Source organism: Enterobacter sp. SES19 (assembly GCF_011765665.1).
Taxonomy (GTDB): domain Bacteria; phylum Pseudomonadota; class Gammaproteobacteria; order Enterobacterales; family Enterobacteriaceae; genus Enterobacter; species Enterobacter pseudoroggenkampii.
In genome coordinates this window covers 3,949,875-3,962,904 of record NZ_CP050320.1, presented here as the reverse complement: position 1 = coordinate 3,962,904, position 13,030 = coordinate 3,949,875, and the positions used below count along the sequence as shown (strand labels likewise).

The window sequence follows — 13,030 nt, the reverse complement described above, 5'->3', positions numbered from 1 at the left end:
AGTGAATAACTCTGTAGGCTTTTTAGCGTTTTTTGGTCATAAGCTAATGTGATGACCCATTTTGCCTTATGGTTAACCGCCGGTTTCGGTGGTAAGTTCAGGTAAAAGAGAACGTTTGCGTCGGTGCCCGAACGCGGTGCCGATACCGGGTTTCACGGTGAATTTTTCAACGAGGACAAGATGGCTCAACAGACTCCTTTGTACGAACAACACGTGTTATGCGGCGCCCGCATGGTGGACTTCCATGGCTGGATGATGCCGCTGCACTACGGCTCGCAGATTGATGAGCACCACGCGGTGCGCACCGATGCCGGTATGTTCGACGTGTCCCACATGACGATTGTCGATCTGCACGGTAGCCGCACCCGGGAGTTTTTGCGTTATCTGCTGGCAAACGACGTCGCCAAACTGAAGACGCCGGGTAAAGCGCTCTATACCGGCATGCTGAATGCCTCGGGCGGCGTGATTGATGACCTTATCGTCTATTACTTCACTGAAGATTTCTTCCGCCTCGTTGTAAACTCCGCCACCCGCGAAAAAGACCTCTCCTGGATCACCCAACACGCCGAACCTTATGCCATCGACATCACCGTCCGTGACGATCTGTCGCTGATCGCCGTGCAGGGGCCGAACGCGCAGGCGAAAGCCGCCTCTCTGTTTAACGACGAGCAGCGCAACGCCACCGCTGGCATGAAGCCGTTCTTCGGCGTGCAGGCGGGCGATCTGTTTATCGCCACCACCGGCTACACCGGTGAAGCGGGCTACGAAATTGCGATGCCAAACGAGAAGGCCGCTGATTTCTGGCGTGCGCTGGTGGAAGCGGGCGTGAAGCCTGCGGGTCTGGGCGCGCGCGATACGCTGCGTCTGGAAGCGGGGATGAACCTCTACGGTCAGGAGATGGATGAAGGTGTTTCTCCGCTCGCCGCCAACATGGGCTGGACCATCGCATGGGAACCGGCTGACCGTGACTTTATTGGTCGTGAAGCGCTGGAGATGCAGCGCGAGAAGGGCACCGAACAGCTGGTGGGCCTGGTGATGACCGAGAAGGGCGTGCTGCGCGGCGAACTGCCGGTGCGCTTTACCGATGCTGACGGCAATCCTCGTGAAGGCGTGATCACCAGCGGAACCTTCTCACCGACGCTGGGCTACAGTATTGCACTGGCACGCGTGCCGGCGGGAATTGGCGAAACGGCGGTGGTGCAAATCCGCAACCGTGAAATGCCGGTCAACGTAACCAAACCGATTTTTGTTCGCGCCGGTAAGCCGGTCGCCTAATCATTTTTATCAGGAGAACTTCAATGAGCAATGTGCCAGCAGAACTGAAATACAGCAAAGAACACGAGTGGCTGCGCAAAGAGGCGGACGGCACTTACACCGTAGGGATCACCGAGCACGCGCAAGAGCTGCTGGGCGACATGGTGTTTGTTGACCTGCCTGACGTGGGCACGACCGTTAGCGCGGGCGACGACTGCGCCGTGGCGGAGTCCGTAAAAGCGGCCTCTGACATCTACGCCCCTGTGAGCGGCGAAATCGTTGCCGTCAACGACGCGCTGAGCGATTCGCCAGAGCTGGTGAACAGCGAGCCTTATGAAGGCGGCTGGATCTTCAAGATCAAAGCCAGCGACGAATCCCAGGTTGCCGCTCTGCTGGATGCGACCGCGTACGAAGCACTGTTAGAAGACGAGTAAGTCATTAACCCTCTCCCCTTTGGGGAGAGGGAGAAAACACATTCACTGCACGTTTCAGGAACCATCGCTCATGACACAGACTTTAAGCCAGCTTGAAAACCGTGGCGCCTTCATTGAACGTCACATTGGGCCGGATGCTCAGCAACAGCAGGAGATGCTGAAGACGGTTGGCGCGGATTCATTAAACGCACTGATCGGCCAGATTGTGCCAAAAGACATCCAGCTTGCCACGCCACCTCAGGTGGGGGAAGCCACTACGGAATTCGCCGCGCTGGCGGAGCTGAAGGCTATTGCCGGCCTGAATAAGCGCTATAAGTCTTACATTGGCATGGGCTACACCAACGTGCAGCTGCCGCCGGTTATCCTGCGCAACATGCTGGAAAACCCGGGCTGGTACACCGCTTACACCCCGTATCAGCCAGAGGTTTCCCAGGGCCGTCTGGAAGCGCTGCTGAACTTCCAGCAGGTGACGCTGGACCTGACCGGCATGGATATCGCCTCTGCTTCTCTGCTGGATGAAGCGACCGCCGCCGCCGAAGCGATGGCGATGGCAAAACGCGTGAGCAAGCTGAAAAATGCCAACCGCTTCTTCGTCGCGGCGGACGTGCATCCGCAGACGCTGGACGTGGTGCGTACTCGCGCAGAGACCTTCGGCTTTGACGTGATCGTCGACGACGCTGACAAAGTGCTGGATCATCAGGACGTCTTCGGCGTGCTGCTGCAGCAGGTAGGTACGACGGGTGAAGTACACGACTACGGCGCGCTGATTGCCGAGCTGAAATCCCGCAAAGTGGTTGTCAGCGTTGCCGCCGATTTTATGGCGCTGGTGCTGCTGACGGCGCCGGGTAAACAGGGCGCAGATATCGTATTCGGCTCCGCACAACGCTTCGGCGTACCGATGGGCTACGGCGGCCCGCACGCGGCGTTCTTCGGCGCGAAAGATGAATTCAAACGCTCCATGCCTGGCCGTATTATCGGCGTCTCAAAAGATGCTGCCGGTAACACCGCGCTGCGCATGGCGATGCAGACCCGCGAGCAGCACATCCGCCGCGAGAAAGCGAACTCCAACATCTGTACCTCACAGGTGCTGCTGGCAAACATCGCCAGCCTGTACGCCGTGTTCCACGGCCCGGCTGGCCTGAAACGCATTGCCAGCCGCATTCACCGCCTGGCCGATATTCTGGCCTGCGGTCTGCAGCAGAAAGGCCTTAAGCTGCGCCACGCCCACTACTTCGACACCCTGTGCGTGGACGTGGCGGACAAAGCGGCCGTGCTGGCGCGCGCGAATGCGGCAGAGATTAACCTGCGCAGCGACATTCACAACGCCGTCGGCATTACGCTGGATGAAAGCACCACCCGCGACGATATCCTGAACCTGTTCAGCGTGCTGCTGGGTGATGCGCACGGTCTGGACATTGATGCGCTCGACAAAGAAGTTGCGCTCGACAGCCGCTCCATTCAGGACAGCATGCTGCGTAACGACGCCATCCTGACGCACCCGGTCTTTAATCGCTACCACAGCGAGACCGAGATGATGCGTTACATGCACTCCCTGGAGCGCAAGGATCTGGCGCTGAACCAGGCGATGATCCCGCTGGGCTCCTGCACCATGAAGCTGAACGCCGCGGCAGAGATGATCCCGATCACCTGGCCAGAATTCTCCGAGCTGCACCCGTTCTGCCCGCCAGAGCAGGCGGAAGGTTATCACATGATGATCAACCAGCTTTCCGACTGGCTGGTGAAGCTGACCGGTTACGACGCGCTCTGCATGCAGCCGAACTCCGGCGCGCAGGGTGAATATGCGGGCCTGCTGGCGATCCGTCACTATCACGAAAGCCGCAACGAAGGCCACCGCGATATCTGCCTGATCCCAAGCTCCGCCCACGGTACCAACCCGGCCTCTGCCCAGATGGCGGGCATGGAAGTTGTGGTGGTGGCGTGCGATAAGAACGGCAACATCGATCTGGCCGACCTGCGTGCGAAAGCCGAGCAGGCGGGCGACAAGCTCTCCTGCATCATGGTGACCTACCCGTCTACCCACGGTGTGTACGAAGAAACCATCCGTGAAGTGTGCGAAGTCGTGCACCAGTTCGGCGGTCAGGTTTACCTCGACGGTGCAAACATGAACGCTCAGGTGGGCATTACCTCGCCGGGCTTTATCGGCGCGGACGTGTCGCACCTGAACCTGCACAAAACCTTCTGCATCCCGCACGGCGGTGGCGGCCCGGGCATGGGGCCAATCGGCGTGAAAGCGCATCTGGCGCCGTTTGTGCCGGGCCACAGCGTGGTGCAGATTGAAGGCATGCTGACCCGTCAGGGAGCGGTCTCAGCGGCACCGTTCGGTAGCGCCTCTATCCTGCCAATCAGCTGGATGTATATCCGCATGATGGGCGCGGAAGGGCTGAAGCAGGCGAGCCAGGTGGCGATCCTGAACGCCAACTATATTGCGACTCGCCTGAAGTCCGCCTTCCCGGTGCTCTATACCGGCCGCGACGGTCGCGTGGCGCACGAGTGCATTCTGGATATTCGTCCGCTGAAAGAGCAGACCGGCATCAGCGAGCTGGATATCGCCAAGCGTCTGATCGACTACGGCTTCCACGCGCCAACCATGTCGTTCCCGGTTGCGGGCACGCTGATGGTGGAGCCAACGGAATCTGAAAGCAAAGCCGAGCTGGACCGCTTTATCGACGCGATGCTGGCCATCCGCATGGAGATCGACCGCGTGCAGGACGGCGAGTGGACGCTGGAAGATAACCCGCTGGTTAACGCCCCGCACACCCAGCACGAAATGGTGGCAGAGTGGAACCACGGCTATTCCCGCGAGCTGGCGGTCTTCCCGGCAGGCGTGGCGAACAAATACTGGCCGACCGTGAAGCGTCTTGATGACGTCTACGGCGACCGTAACCTGTTCTGCTCCTGCGTGCCGATGAGCGAATACCAGTAACATTGCTGCTGTAGTAACGTAGGCCGGGTAAGGCGAAGCCGCTACCCGGCTTTTTTATTGGGAGAAGATAATGGCAATTGCACTGGTCACCGGCGCCAGCCGCGGCATCGGTAAAGCCACCGCGCTGCAGCTGGCTCGCGAAGGCTACACCGTGGCGGTGAACTATCATCACAACATTAACGCCGCGACGGACGTCATCAGGCAGATTGTGGATGCAGGCGGTAAAGCCTTTGCCGTCCGTGCAGACATCAGCGATGAAGCTCAGGTGCTGGCGATGTTTAACAGCCTCGATCGTGAAGGCGAGCCGCTGACCGCGCTGGTGAATAATGCGGGGATTCTATTTGAGCAATCCACTATCGAGAATCTCTCCGCTGAGCGCATTAACCGCGTCCTGGCGACCAACGTCACGGGCTACTTCCTCTGCTGCCGGGAAGCGGTAAAGCGCATGTCCTTCAAACACGGCGGCAAGGGCGGGGCGATAGTGAATGTCTCTTCCGCGGCGTCACGTCTGGGCGCGCCGGGTGAATATGTGGATTATGCCGCGTCGAAGGGGGCGGTGGATTCGCTGACAACGGGTTTATCGCTGGAGGTGGCGGCGCAGGGCATTCGCGTTAACTGCGTCCGTCCGGGTCTGATCTATACCGATATTCATGCGTCCGGCGGAGAGCCGGGGCGGGTGGATCGCGTGAAATCATTGCTGCCGATGCAGCGCGGCGGCCAGCCGGAAGAGGTCGCCCAGGCGATTGTCTGGCTGCTGAGCGAAAAGGCGTCGTACGTCACGGGCAGTTTTATAGAGCTGGCGGGCGGGAAATAAGCCGGGTGGCGGCTTCGCCTTACCCGGCCTACTATTCGTGTAGGCCCGGTAAGCGCAGCGCCACCGGGCAAAAAATCACAGCGCCTCGCCGTTGCTGGCAATCACGCCTTTATACCACTCGAAGCTCTTCTTACGGGAACGCGACATGTCGCCCGTGCCGTCGTCGTGCTTGTTCACGTAGATAAAGCCGTAGCGCTTGCTGTACTGGCCGGTGGTGAACGACACGCAGTCGATACAGCCCCATGGCGTATAGCCCATCAGAGCCACGCCATCGTGCGTCACGGCTTTGATCATCTCTTCCACGTGGGCACGCAGGTAGTCGATACGATAGTCGTCGTTGATGCTGCCGTCCTCTTCGACTTTATCGTAGGCGCCGAAGCCGTTTTCCACGATAAACAGCGGTTTCTGGTAACGCTCGTACAGTTCGCACAGGGAATAGCGCAGGCCTACCGGGTCAATCTGCCATCCCCAGTCGGAGGCCTTCACGTGCGGGTTCGGTACGCTGCCTTCGAAACCGGAAATGGCATCGCCGGTACCGCCTTCCGCCTTCACCGCGTTGGTCATGTAGTAGCTGAAGCCCAGGTAGTCGCAGGTGCCTTCACGCAGGATCTGCTCGTCGCCCGCTTCCATTTTGATAGAGAAGCCGCGGCGTTCCCATTCGTTCAGCACGTAGGACGGGTAGTAGCCGCGCAGCTGGACGTCGGTAAAGACGTAGCGCTCGCGCATTGATTCCTGGGCGAACATCACGTCTTCCGGTTTGCAGGAGAACGGATAGAGCGCCACCATCGCCAGCATGCAGCCGACTTTCATCTCAGGGTTGATGCGGCGCGCGGCTTTCACCGCCAGGGCGCTGGCCACAAACTGGTGGTGCAGGACCTGATACATGGTCTCTTCCGGATTTTCATGTTCGGTATAGACCACGCCCGAGCAGCAGTAACCGAACAGCGGCGCGCGCCAGTTGCGCTGGTTGTTGATTTCGTTGAAGGTCATCCAGTATTTGACCTTGTTTTTGTAGCGCTCAAAGACCACTTCCGCGAAGCGCACAAAGAAATCGACCACTTTACGGTTGGTCCAGCTACCGTACTCCTTCACCAGGTGCAGCGGCATTTCGAAGTGGGAGAGGGTGATCACCGGTTCAATGTTGTACTTCAGCAGCTCATCGAACATGTCGTCGTAAAATTTCAGACCCTCTTCGTTTGGCTGCGTTTCGTCACCGTTCGGGAAGATACGCGTCCAGGCAATAGAGGTGCGGAAACACTTGAAGCCCATCTCGGCAAACAGCTTGATGTCTTCTTTATAATGGCCGTGGAAATCGATAGCTTCATGATTGGGATAATATTTCCCCAGCACCACGTCCTGCGTGATTTCGCGCGGCACGCCGTGTGCGCCGCCGGTTAATACGTCGCAAATGCTTGGCCCTTTACCGCCTTTGTTCCAGCCGCCTTCTACCTGGTGAGCCGCAACCGCGCCGCCCCATAAAAAATCTTTTGGTAAGGTCAGTTTTTTCATCGCTGCTATTCTCAATAAATGGCTTATTGGCATCGAGTCTAGCAAAGCGAAATTAAATGTCACGATATAACAAGGTGTGCATAATGTGATTTGTCACATCAAAAAAACAGGGTGTTTTATTCTGTGAGTTTCTTCGCCAGTTTACGTCCCAGAGACTCCAGAATATAAATGACGGGAATTTGCGTGGTGATGTCGTAGACGCCTGCAATACGCGTCTGAGGAACATGCCAGGAGAGATTAAAGTCCGCCAGTTTTGCGAGACGCGAGTGCTCGTGGCTGGTAATGGAGAGCACTTTGCAGTGATGCAGGCTGAACTGGCTGGCGAAGCGCAGGATCTCCTCGGTCTCGCCCGAGACGGAGAGCACGATCGCCAGCGCATTTTTCGCCATATCATTGGTGACCGGGAAATAAGGGTCATCAATATGGTTGCTGAATTTTCCGATATTAGAAAAGAAACGTGCGCCATATTTTGCCAGCGAGCCTGACGTGCCTGCGCCGACAAATATAATACGTTCCGACGATAAAATAATATCGACCGCACTATCTAATAACGCGTCGAATTCTTCATTATTTACGCTTTTAAAGAAGCTGATAATTTCGCTGGCGCCGAAATTCGCCTGCTGGGGCTCGTTTTGTTCAAGATAAAGCTTAAAGCGTACGCGAAACTCCGAGTAGCCTTCGCAGTTAAGCTTGCGGCAAAAGCGCAGGATAGTGGTGGTTGAGACGCCTGCCGCATCCGCCAGCTCGCGGATGGTCATGTACATGACTTTGTCACGATTTTTTATGACATAGTTGTAGACCATCATCTCCAGGTTATTGAGACTGGCAATGGCGGAGTGGGTGAACATACTCACAATGGCATAACTCTTATTCTGACCTCATCGTCACATCATAACATGCACCCGGACGGCAGGATCCATTTTTATGCTCTTGATTCATAATGATTAAATTTTTATGTGAACAATTGTTAGGTGAAAGGTTTCTTTATATCTATGATTTTTAGGTATAAATTTTGAAATGAAATTATTTTAGCTAACAGGTGTTCACTGGAATCATTCTCAGTTAGCATAGTTATGCGATGAATAATCATCTTTTGTTTTCCCGGAGTTTTGTATGGTGAGCAGACCATTAATCGCACAGGGATATTCGCTGGCTGAGGAAGTAGCCAACAGCATCAGCCACGGCATTGGCCTGGTGTTTGGGATTGTCGGTTTAGTGTTATTGCTGGTGCAGGCGGTGGACACCAATGCCAGCGCGATGGCCATTACCAGCTACAGCCTGTATGGCGGGAGTATGATCCTGCTGTTCCTGGCGTCGACGCTGTATCACGCGATCCCGCATCAGCGGGCCAAGACGTGGCTCAAGAAATTTGACCACTGCGCTATCTATCTTCTGATTGCAGGCACCTACACACCGTTTTTGCTGGTGGGGCTTAACTCCCCGCTGTCGCGTGGCCTGATGATTGTTATCTGGAGCCTGGCACTGCTGGGGATCCTGTTTAAGCTGACTATAGCGCACCGGTTTAAGGTGCTGTCACTGGTCACCTATCTGACGATGGGCTGGCTGTCGCTGATTGTGGTGTATCAACTGGCAGTCAAACTGTCGGTAGGGGGCGTGACGCTTCTGGCCTTAGGCGGTGTGGTGTACTCGCTCGGCGTGATTTTCTACGTCTGCAAGCGCATCCCGTACAACCATGCCATCTGGCACGGCTTTGTGCTGGGCGGCAGCGTGTGCCACTTTTTGGCTATTTATCTGTATGTGGGGCAGGCGTAGTTTTTTCCACCGTGCCTCACCCCGGCCCTCTCCCACAGGGAGAGGGAGGACACCAAAACCGTAGGCCCGGTAAGCGCAGCGCCACCGGGCGATACAGCATCACTCTTCCAGAGAATACGGCAGCGGCTCGATGCTCAGTGTGTTCGCATCGTCACGCACGCGGAACACGCTGTCAGCCTCCATGTCGTTGTTCATGACGGCTTGAACCAAAAGACGTCCATCATCCAGCTGTACAGCGGCTAATACGGTGCCGGTGCGGCGCCAGTTATCACCCATCTTCAGCTCTAAGTCTTCACCCGCTTCAGGTACACGGCTGGCATGGCCCGCCAGCGTCCACAGCGCACGTTTGTTTGCTCCGCGGAATTTCGCACGGGCGACCATCTCCTGGCCGGTGTAACAGCCCTTTTTAAAGCTGATGCCTCCCAGCGCCTGCAGGTTGGTTGCCTGAGGAATAAACTGCGCGCTGTTTGCGGCGTCAATGATCGGCAGACCCGCCTCGATGTTCAGCGCCAGCCACTGCTGACTGTTGTTGAGCTGCGCTTCGCCGCGCAGCGCCTCGGTGACGCGTTCGGCAGTTGCCGCATCCGTGACTAACAGGAAACGCTCCGCCGGGTGTTCAAACCACAGGATGGATGTCGCGCCTTCGCTGACCACCTGCTTTTCCGCATCCGGCAGTTCGCTGAACAGATTTTTCAGCGCCGCACGCGCCTGGAAACCGGCCACACCCAGCAGGACATGTTCGTCGTCCGGGGTGATAGTAACTTTGGAAAAGACCGCGTACTTTTTCAGCTCCTTGAGCTGGGCCTCTTGCAGGCTGCGGCGCTCAATAAAGGCAAAGCCGTCCTGGCGGCGGAAGATACGCAGATTGCTCCACATTTTGCCTTTTGGGTCGCAATGCGCGGCCAGCAGGTGCTGGTGTTCGGTCATCTGGCTGACGTCGGCGGTCACCTGGCCCTGCAGGTATTTTTCGGCGTCGGCACCGGTGAGCGTTGCCAGCGCCCAGTCATCAAGAGAAATAAGCGTCAGCGGCAGACGCGCAGAGGCGGCGGGCTGGCGAGGAGAAAATGGTGTAAAGGCCATAACGATATCCTGAATTGCTTAACGCTTTGATAATGCCTAATGGTAAAAGAGCCTGCAGGCAATGCAAGCGCTTTCAGCAGACCATTTGTGCCTTAAACCGGTTATGCGTAGCGCTACGCAAAATAATGTAATCCGCTGTCTTTGTGGGGATTATTCTGGAAGCCTGCTCGGCGAATGCAATATTCCAGTAATGAAACGGTCAAAAACACGTTACACTAGCTGGTGTCCCCGTAGAGAAATAAAGAACACTGAAGGGGGTACCGACTGTGCCAAACGTAATGCAGGAAACTGAACATGGATATTAACAACAAGGCCCGTATTCACTGGGCGTGCCGCCGCGGCATGCGTGAACTTGATATTTCCATCATGCCTTTCTTCGAATATGAGTATGACACCTTAAGCGACGATGATAAGCGTCTGTTTGTTCGACTGCTTGAGTCTGACGATCCGGATTTATTCAACTGGCTGATGAACCACGGCAAACCCGCCGACACCGAGTTGCAACGGATGGTGCAATTAATTCAAACACGGAATCGGGAACGTGGTCCTGTGGCAATCTGATCTTCGCGTCTCGTGGCGCTCGCAGTGGATGTCTTTATTGCTCCACGGCCTGGTTGCGGCCATTGTGTTACTGATGCCGTGGCCGCTGAGCTATACGCCGCTGTGGCTGCTGTTACTGTCGTTTGTCGTTTTTGACAGCGTACGCAGCCAGCGTCGCATTAATGCCCGCCAGGGAGAGATTAAATTACTGATGGATTCCCGCCTGCGCTGGCAGGGTAAAGAGTGGGATATCCTCGGTATGCCCTGGATGCTCAACTGCGGCATGATGTTACGGTTACGCAAGGTGGACGGCGGGCGTTGCCAGCATTTGTGGCTGGCGGCTGACAGTATGGATGCTGCCGAGTGGCGAGACCTGCGCCGGATGTTGCTACAACAGACGACGCAGGGGTAACGCGCGTTAGCTAAACTTTTCTGCCATCTCGCCCAGGATCTGCTCGCACCAGCTTTGCAGGCGTTCATCGCTGAGATCGTACTGGTTGGTTTCATCCAGCGCGAGCCCAACAAACAGCTCGCCGTCGGCAATAATCGGCTTTTTACTGGTGAACTCGTAACCTTCGGTTGGCCAGTAGCCGATGAACGACACCCCTTTCGGCGCCAGCTTGTCGTGCAACATGCCGAGCGCGTCCAGGAACCACTCCCCGTACCCCAGCTGATCCCCCATGCCGTACATGGCAATGATCTTGCCGTCGAGATTGACTGAATCGAGTTGATCCCAGATGGCTTCCCAGTCTTCCTGTATCTCACCAAAATCCCAGGTTGGGATGCCGAGGATCAGCACATCGTACTGTTCCATCAGAGCGACCGCGTCATCTTTCAGGTTATGCAACGTCACCAGTTCCGGACCAATGATGTCGCGAATTTTCTCTGCCGCCATTTCGGTGTAGCAGGTGCTGGAACCATAGAACAGACCAATATTCATCGCGTAACTATCTCAATTCTTGCTTTGACTTTGCGCGTAGTGTACCAGAAACCGGTCGCAATCAGGCATAATGGCCTGACTGCAGAATCAAAGGGGCTGATGTGGAAAAGGATCTCGCACTGATCGAACAGTTTCTCGACGCGCTGTGGCTGGAGAAAAACCTGGCCGAGAATACCCTTAGCGCCTACCGTCGCGATCTCACCATGCTGGTGGAGTGGCTTGCGCACCGGGGTTTATCCCTTGCGAGCGCACAGCGTGACGACCTGCAGGCGCTGCTTGGGGAACGTATCGCAGGGGGCTACAAAGCCACCAGTTCCGCACGTTTACTCAGCGCCATGCGTCGGCTGTTCCAGCATCTCTATCGTGAGAAGATCCGCGAGGACGATCCCAGCGCGCTGCTGGCATCCCCTAAACTCCCGCAGCGGCTGCCGAAAGATCTCAGCGAAGCACAAGTTGAGAGATTATTACAGTCACCGGCAGTTGACCTGCCGCTGGAGTTACGCGATAAAGCCATGCTTGAGCTATTGTATGCTACCGGCCTGCGCGTTTCGGAACTGGTTGGTCTGACGATGAGCGACATCAGCCTGCGTCAGGGCGTGGTGCGCGTCATCGGTAAAGGAAACAAGGAAAGGCTGGTTCCGCTGGGTGAAGAGGCGGTTTACTGGCTGGAAACGTACCTGGAGCATGGTCGTCCGTGGCTGCTCAATGGTACGTCTATCGACGTCCTGTTTCCAAGCCAGCGCGCGCAGCAGATGACGCGGCAAACGTTCTGGCATCGCATCAAGCATTACGCCACACTGGCGGGTATCGACAGTGAAAAGCTTTCGCCGCACGTATTGCGTCACGCCTTCGCGACGCATCTGTTAAACCACGGCGCTGATTTACGCGTAGTGCAGATGCTGCTGGGGCACAGCGATCTTTCCACGACGCAAATTTACACCCATGTCGCGACGGAACGCCTGCGGCAGCTACACCAACAGCACCACCCTCGTGCGTGAGTGCCGACGAATTGTAACAGGATCACTTATGAAAAAGTCTTTCGCGCTGTTCACCCTGCTGGCAGCCTCATTTACCGGTTTCGCCCATGCGGACGACGCCGCCATCAAACAGTCGCTGGCTAAGCTTGGCGTCACCGGCAGCGATATTCAGCCTGCACCGGTTGCCGGCATGAAAACGGTGCTGACGAGCAGCGGCGTGTTGTACGTCACCGAAGACGGCAAACACATTATTCAGGGGCCAATGTACGACGTGAGCGGCGCGCAGCCGGTGAACGTCACCAACCAGCTGCTGATGAAAAACCTGAACGCGCTCGAAAAAGAGATGATCGTCTATAAGGCGGCGCAGGAAAAACACGTCATTACCGTCTTCACCGACATCACCTGCGGCTACTGCCACAAGCTGCATGAAGAGATGAAAGATTACAACGCGCTGGGTATTACCGTGCGTTACCTGGCCTTCCCGCGCGCGGGCGTGCAGAGCCAGCCAGAGCAGGACATGAAGGCCATCTGGTGTGCGAAAGACCGCAACAAAGCGTTTGACGACGCGATGAGCGGCAAAGGCGTTAAGCCGGCCTCCTGCGACATTGATATTGCTAACCACTACGCGCTTGGCGTGCAGTTTGGCGTTAACGGTACGCCAGCGATTGTCCTGAGCAACGGCTATGTCGTTCCAGGCTATCAGGGACCGAAAGAGATGAAAGAGTTCCTCGACGCGCACCAGAAACAGTTTGGTGGTAAATAATC

At 56.5% G+C, this 13,030-nt stretch carries 13 protein-coding genes; 9 read left to right on the top strand and 4 right to left on the bottom strand.

Annotated features, from left to right (window positions below):
• Positions 1-180: 180 nt before the first annotated feature.
• The 4 genes from gcvT to GXP72_RS18770 all read left to right on the top strand — a co-directional run bounded on the left by gcvT (position 181) and on the right by GXP72_RS18770 (position 5,446).
• Positions 181-1,275 carry a glycine cleavage system aminomethyltransferase GcvT gene (gene gcvT, locus GXP72_RS18785; RefSeq protein WP_024906575.1) on the top strand — a complete coding sequence of 365 codons (1,095 nt, stop codon included), beginning with the start codon at positions 181-183 and terminating at the stop codon, positions 1,273-1,275.
• 23 nt (positions 1,276-1,298) lie between these two features.
• Complete coding sequence (gene gcvH, locus GXP72_RS18780; protein ID WP_008499718.1) at positions 1,299-1,688, top strand: glycine cleavage system protein GcvH; 390 nt, start codon at positions 1,299-1,301, stop codon at positions 1,686-1,688.
• A gap of 70 nt (positions 1,689-1,758) precedes the next feature.
• Positions 1,759-4,632, top strand: a complete 2,874-nt coding sequence (gene gcvP / locus GXP72_RS18775; protein WP_024906576.1) for an aminomethyl-transferring glycine dehydrogenase — start codon at positions 1,759-1,761, stop codon at positions 4,630-4,632.
• A gap of 70 nt (positions 4,633-4,702) precedes the next feature.
• Entirely contained in the window at positions 4,703-5,446 is a 744-nt protein-coding gene (locus GXP72_RS18770; protein ID WP_024906577.1) for an SDR family oxidoreductase, read from the top strand.
• A gap of 75 nt (positions 5,447-5,521) precedes the next feature.
• Here GXP72_RS18770 and GXP72_RS18765 read toward each other — a convergent pair whose 3' ends face one another.
• Together GXP72_RS18765 and GXP72_RS18760 are read right to left on the bottom strand one after the other, a co-directional pair.
• Positions 5,522-6,955: a 6-phospho-beta-glucosidase gene (locus GXP72_RS18765; protein WP_208763244.1), complete on the bottom strand. Its 1,434-nt coding sequence runs from the start codon at positions 6,953-6,955 to the stop codon at positions 5,522-5,524.
• A 116-nt stretch (positions 6,956-7,071) separates the two neighbouring features.
• Entirely contained in the window at positions 7,072-7,803 is a 732-nt protein-coding gene (locus tag GXP72_RS18760; protein WP_208763929.1) for a MurR/RpiR family transcriptional regulator, read from the bottom strand.
• Positions 7,804-8,068: 265 nt separating this feature from the next.
• Between GXP72_RS18760 and GXP72_RS18755 the strand changes: the two genes are divergently transcribed.
• Complete coding sequence (locus tag GXP72_RS18755; protein WP_024906580.1) at positions 8,069-8,728, top strand: hemolysin III family protein; 660 nt, start codon at positions 8,069-8,071, stop codon at positions 8,726-8,728.
• Between the two features lie 99 nt (positions 8,729-8,827).
• Here GXP72_RS18755 and ygfZ read toward each other — a convergent pair whose 3' ends face one another.
• Positions 8,828-9,808, bottom strand: coding sequence for a tRNA-modifying protein YgfZ (gene ygfZ, locus GXP72_RS18750; RefSeq protein WP_157189698.1), 981 nt, complete (start codon positions 9,806-9,808; stop codon positions 8,828-8,830).
• 294 nt (positions 9,809-10,102) lie between these two features.
• Here ygfZ and sdhE point away from each other — a divergent pair, with 294 nt between their 5' ends.
• Complete coding sequence (gene sdhE / locus GXP72_RS18745; RefSeq protein ID WP_006178375.1) at positions 10,103-10,369, top strand: FAD assembly factor SdhE; 267 nt, start codon at positions 10,103-10,105, stop codon at positions 10,367-10,369.
• Complete coding sequence (locus GXP72_RS18740) at positions 10,350-10,760, top strand: protein YgfX (protein WP_023326024.1); 411 nt, start codon at positions 10,350-10,352, stop codon at positions 10,758-10,760. The genes sdhE and GXP72_RS18740 overlap by 20 nt, the downstream gene beginning before the upstream one ends.
• Positions 10,761-10,766: 6 nt before the next feature.
• Here the strand turns inward: GXP72_RS18740 and fldB are convergent, their stop codons facing one another.
• Positions 10,767-11,288 (bottom strand): flavodoxin FldB, encoded by a 522-nt coding sequence (gene fldB / locus GXP72_RS18735; RefSeq protein ID WP_023309099.1) that lies wholly within the window; start codon positions 11,286-11,288, stop codon positions 10,767-10,769.
• Positions 11,289-11,389: 101 nt separating this feature from the next.
• Between fldB and xerD the strand changes: the two genes are divergently transcribed.
• Together xerD and dsbC are read left to right on the top strand one after the other, a co-directional pair.
• Entirely contained in the window at positions 11,390-12,286 is an 897-nt protein-coding gene (gene xerD / locus GXP72_RS18730; protein WP_023309098.1) for a site-specific tyrosine recombinase XerD, read from the top strand.
• A gap of 28 nt (positions 12,287-12,314) precedes the next feature.
• A complete protein-coding gene (dsbC, locus tag GXP72_RS18725) occupies positions 12,315-13,028 on the top strand; it encodes a bifunctional protein-disulfide isomerase/oxidoreductase DsbC (RefSeq protein ID WP_090418572.1) in 714 nt (237 codons plus the stop codon).
• Positions 13,029-13,030 lie beyond the last annotated feature (2 nt).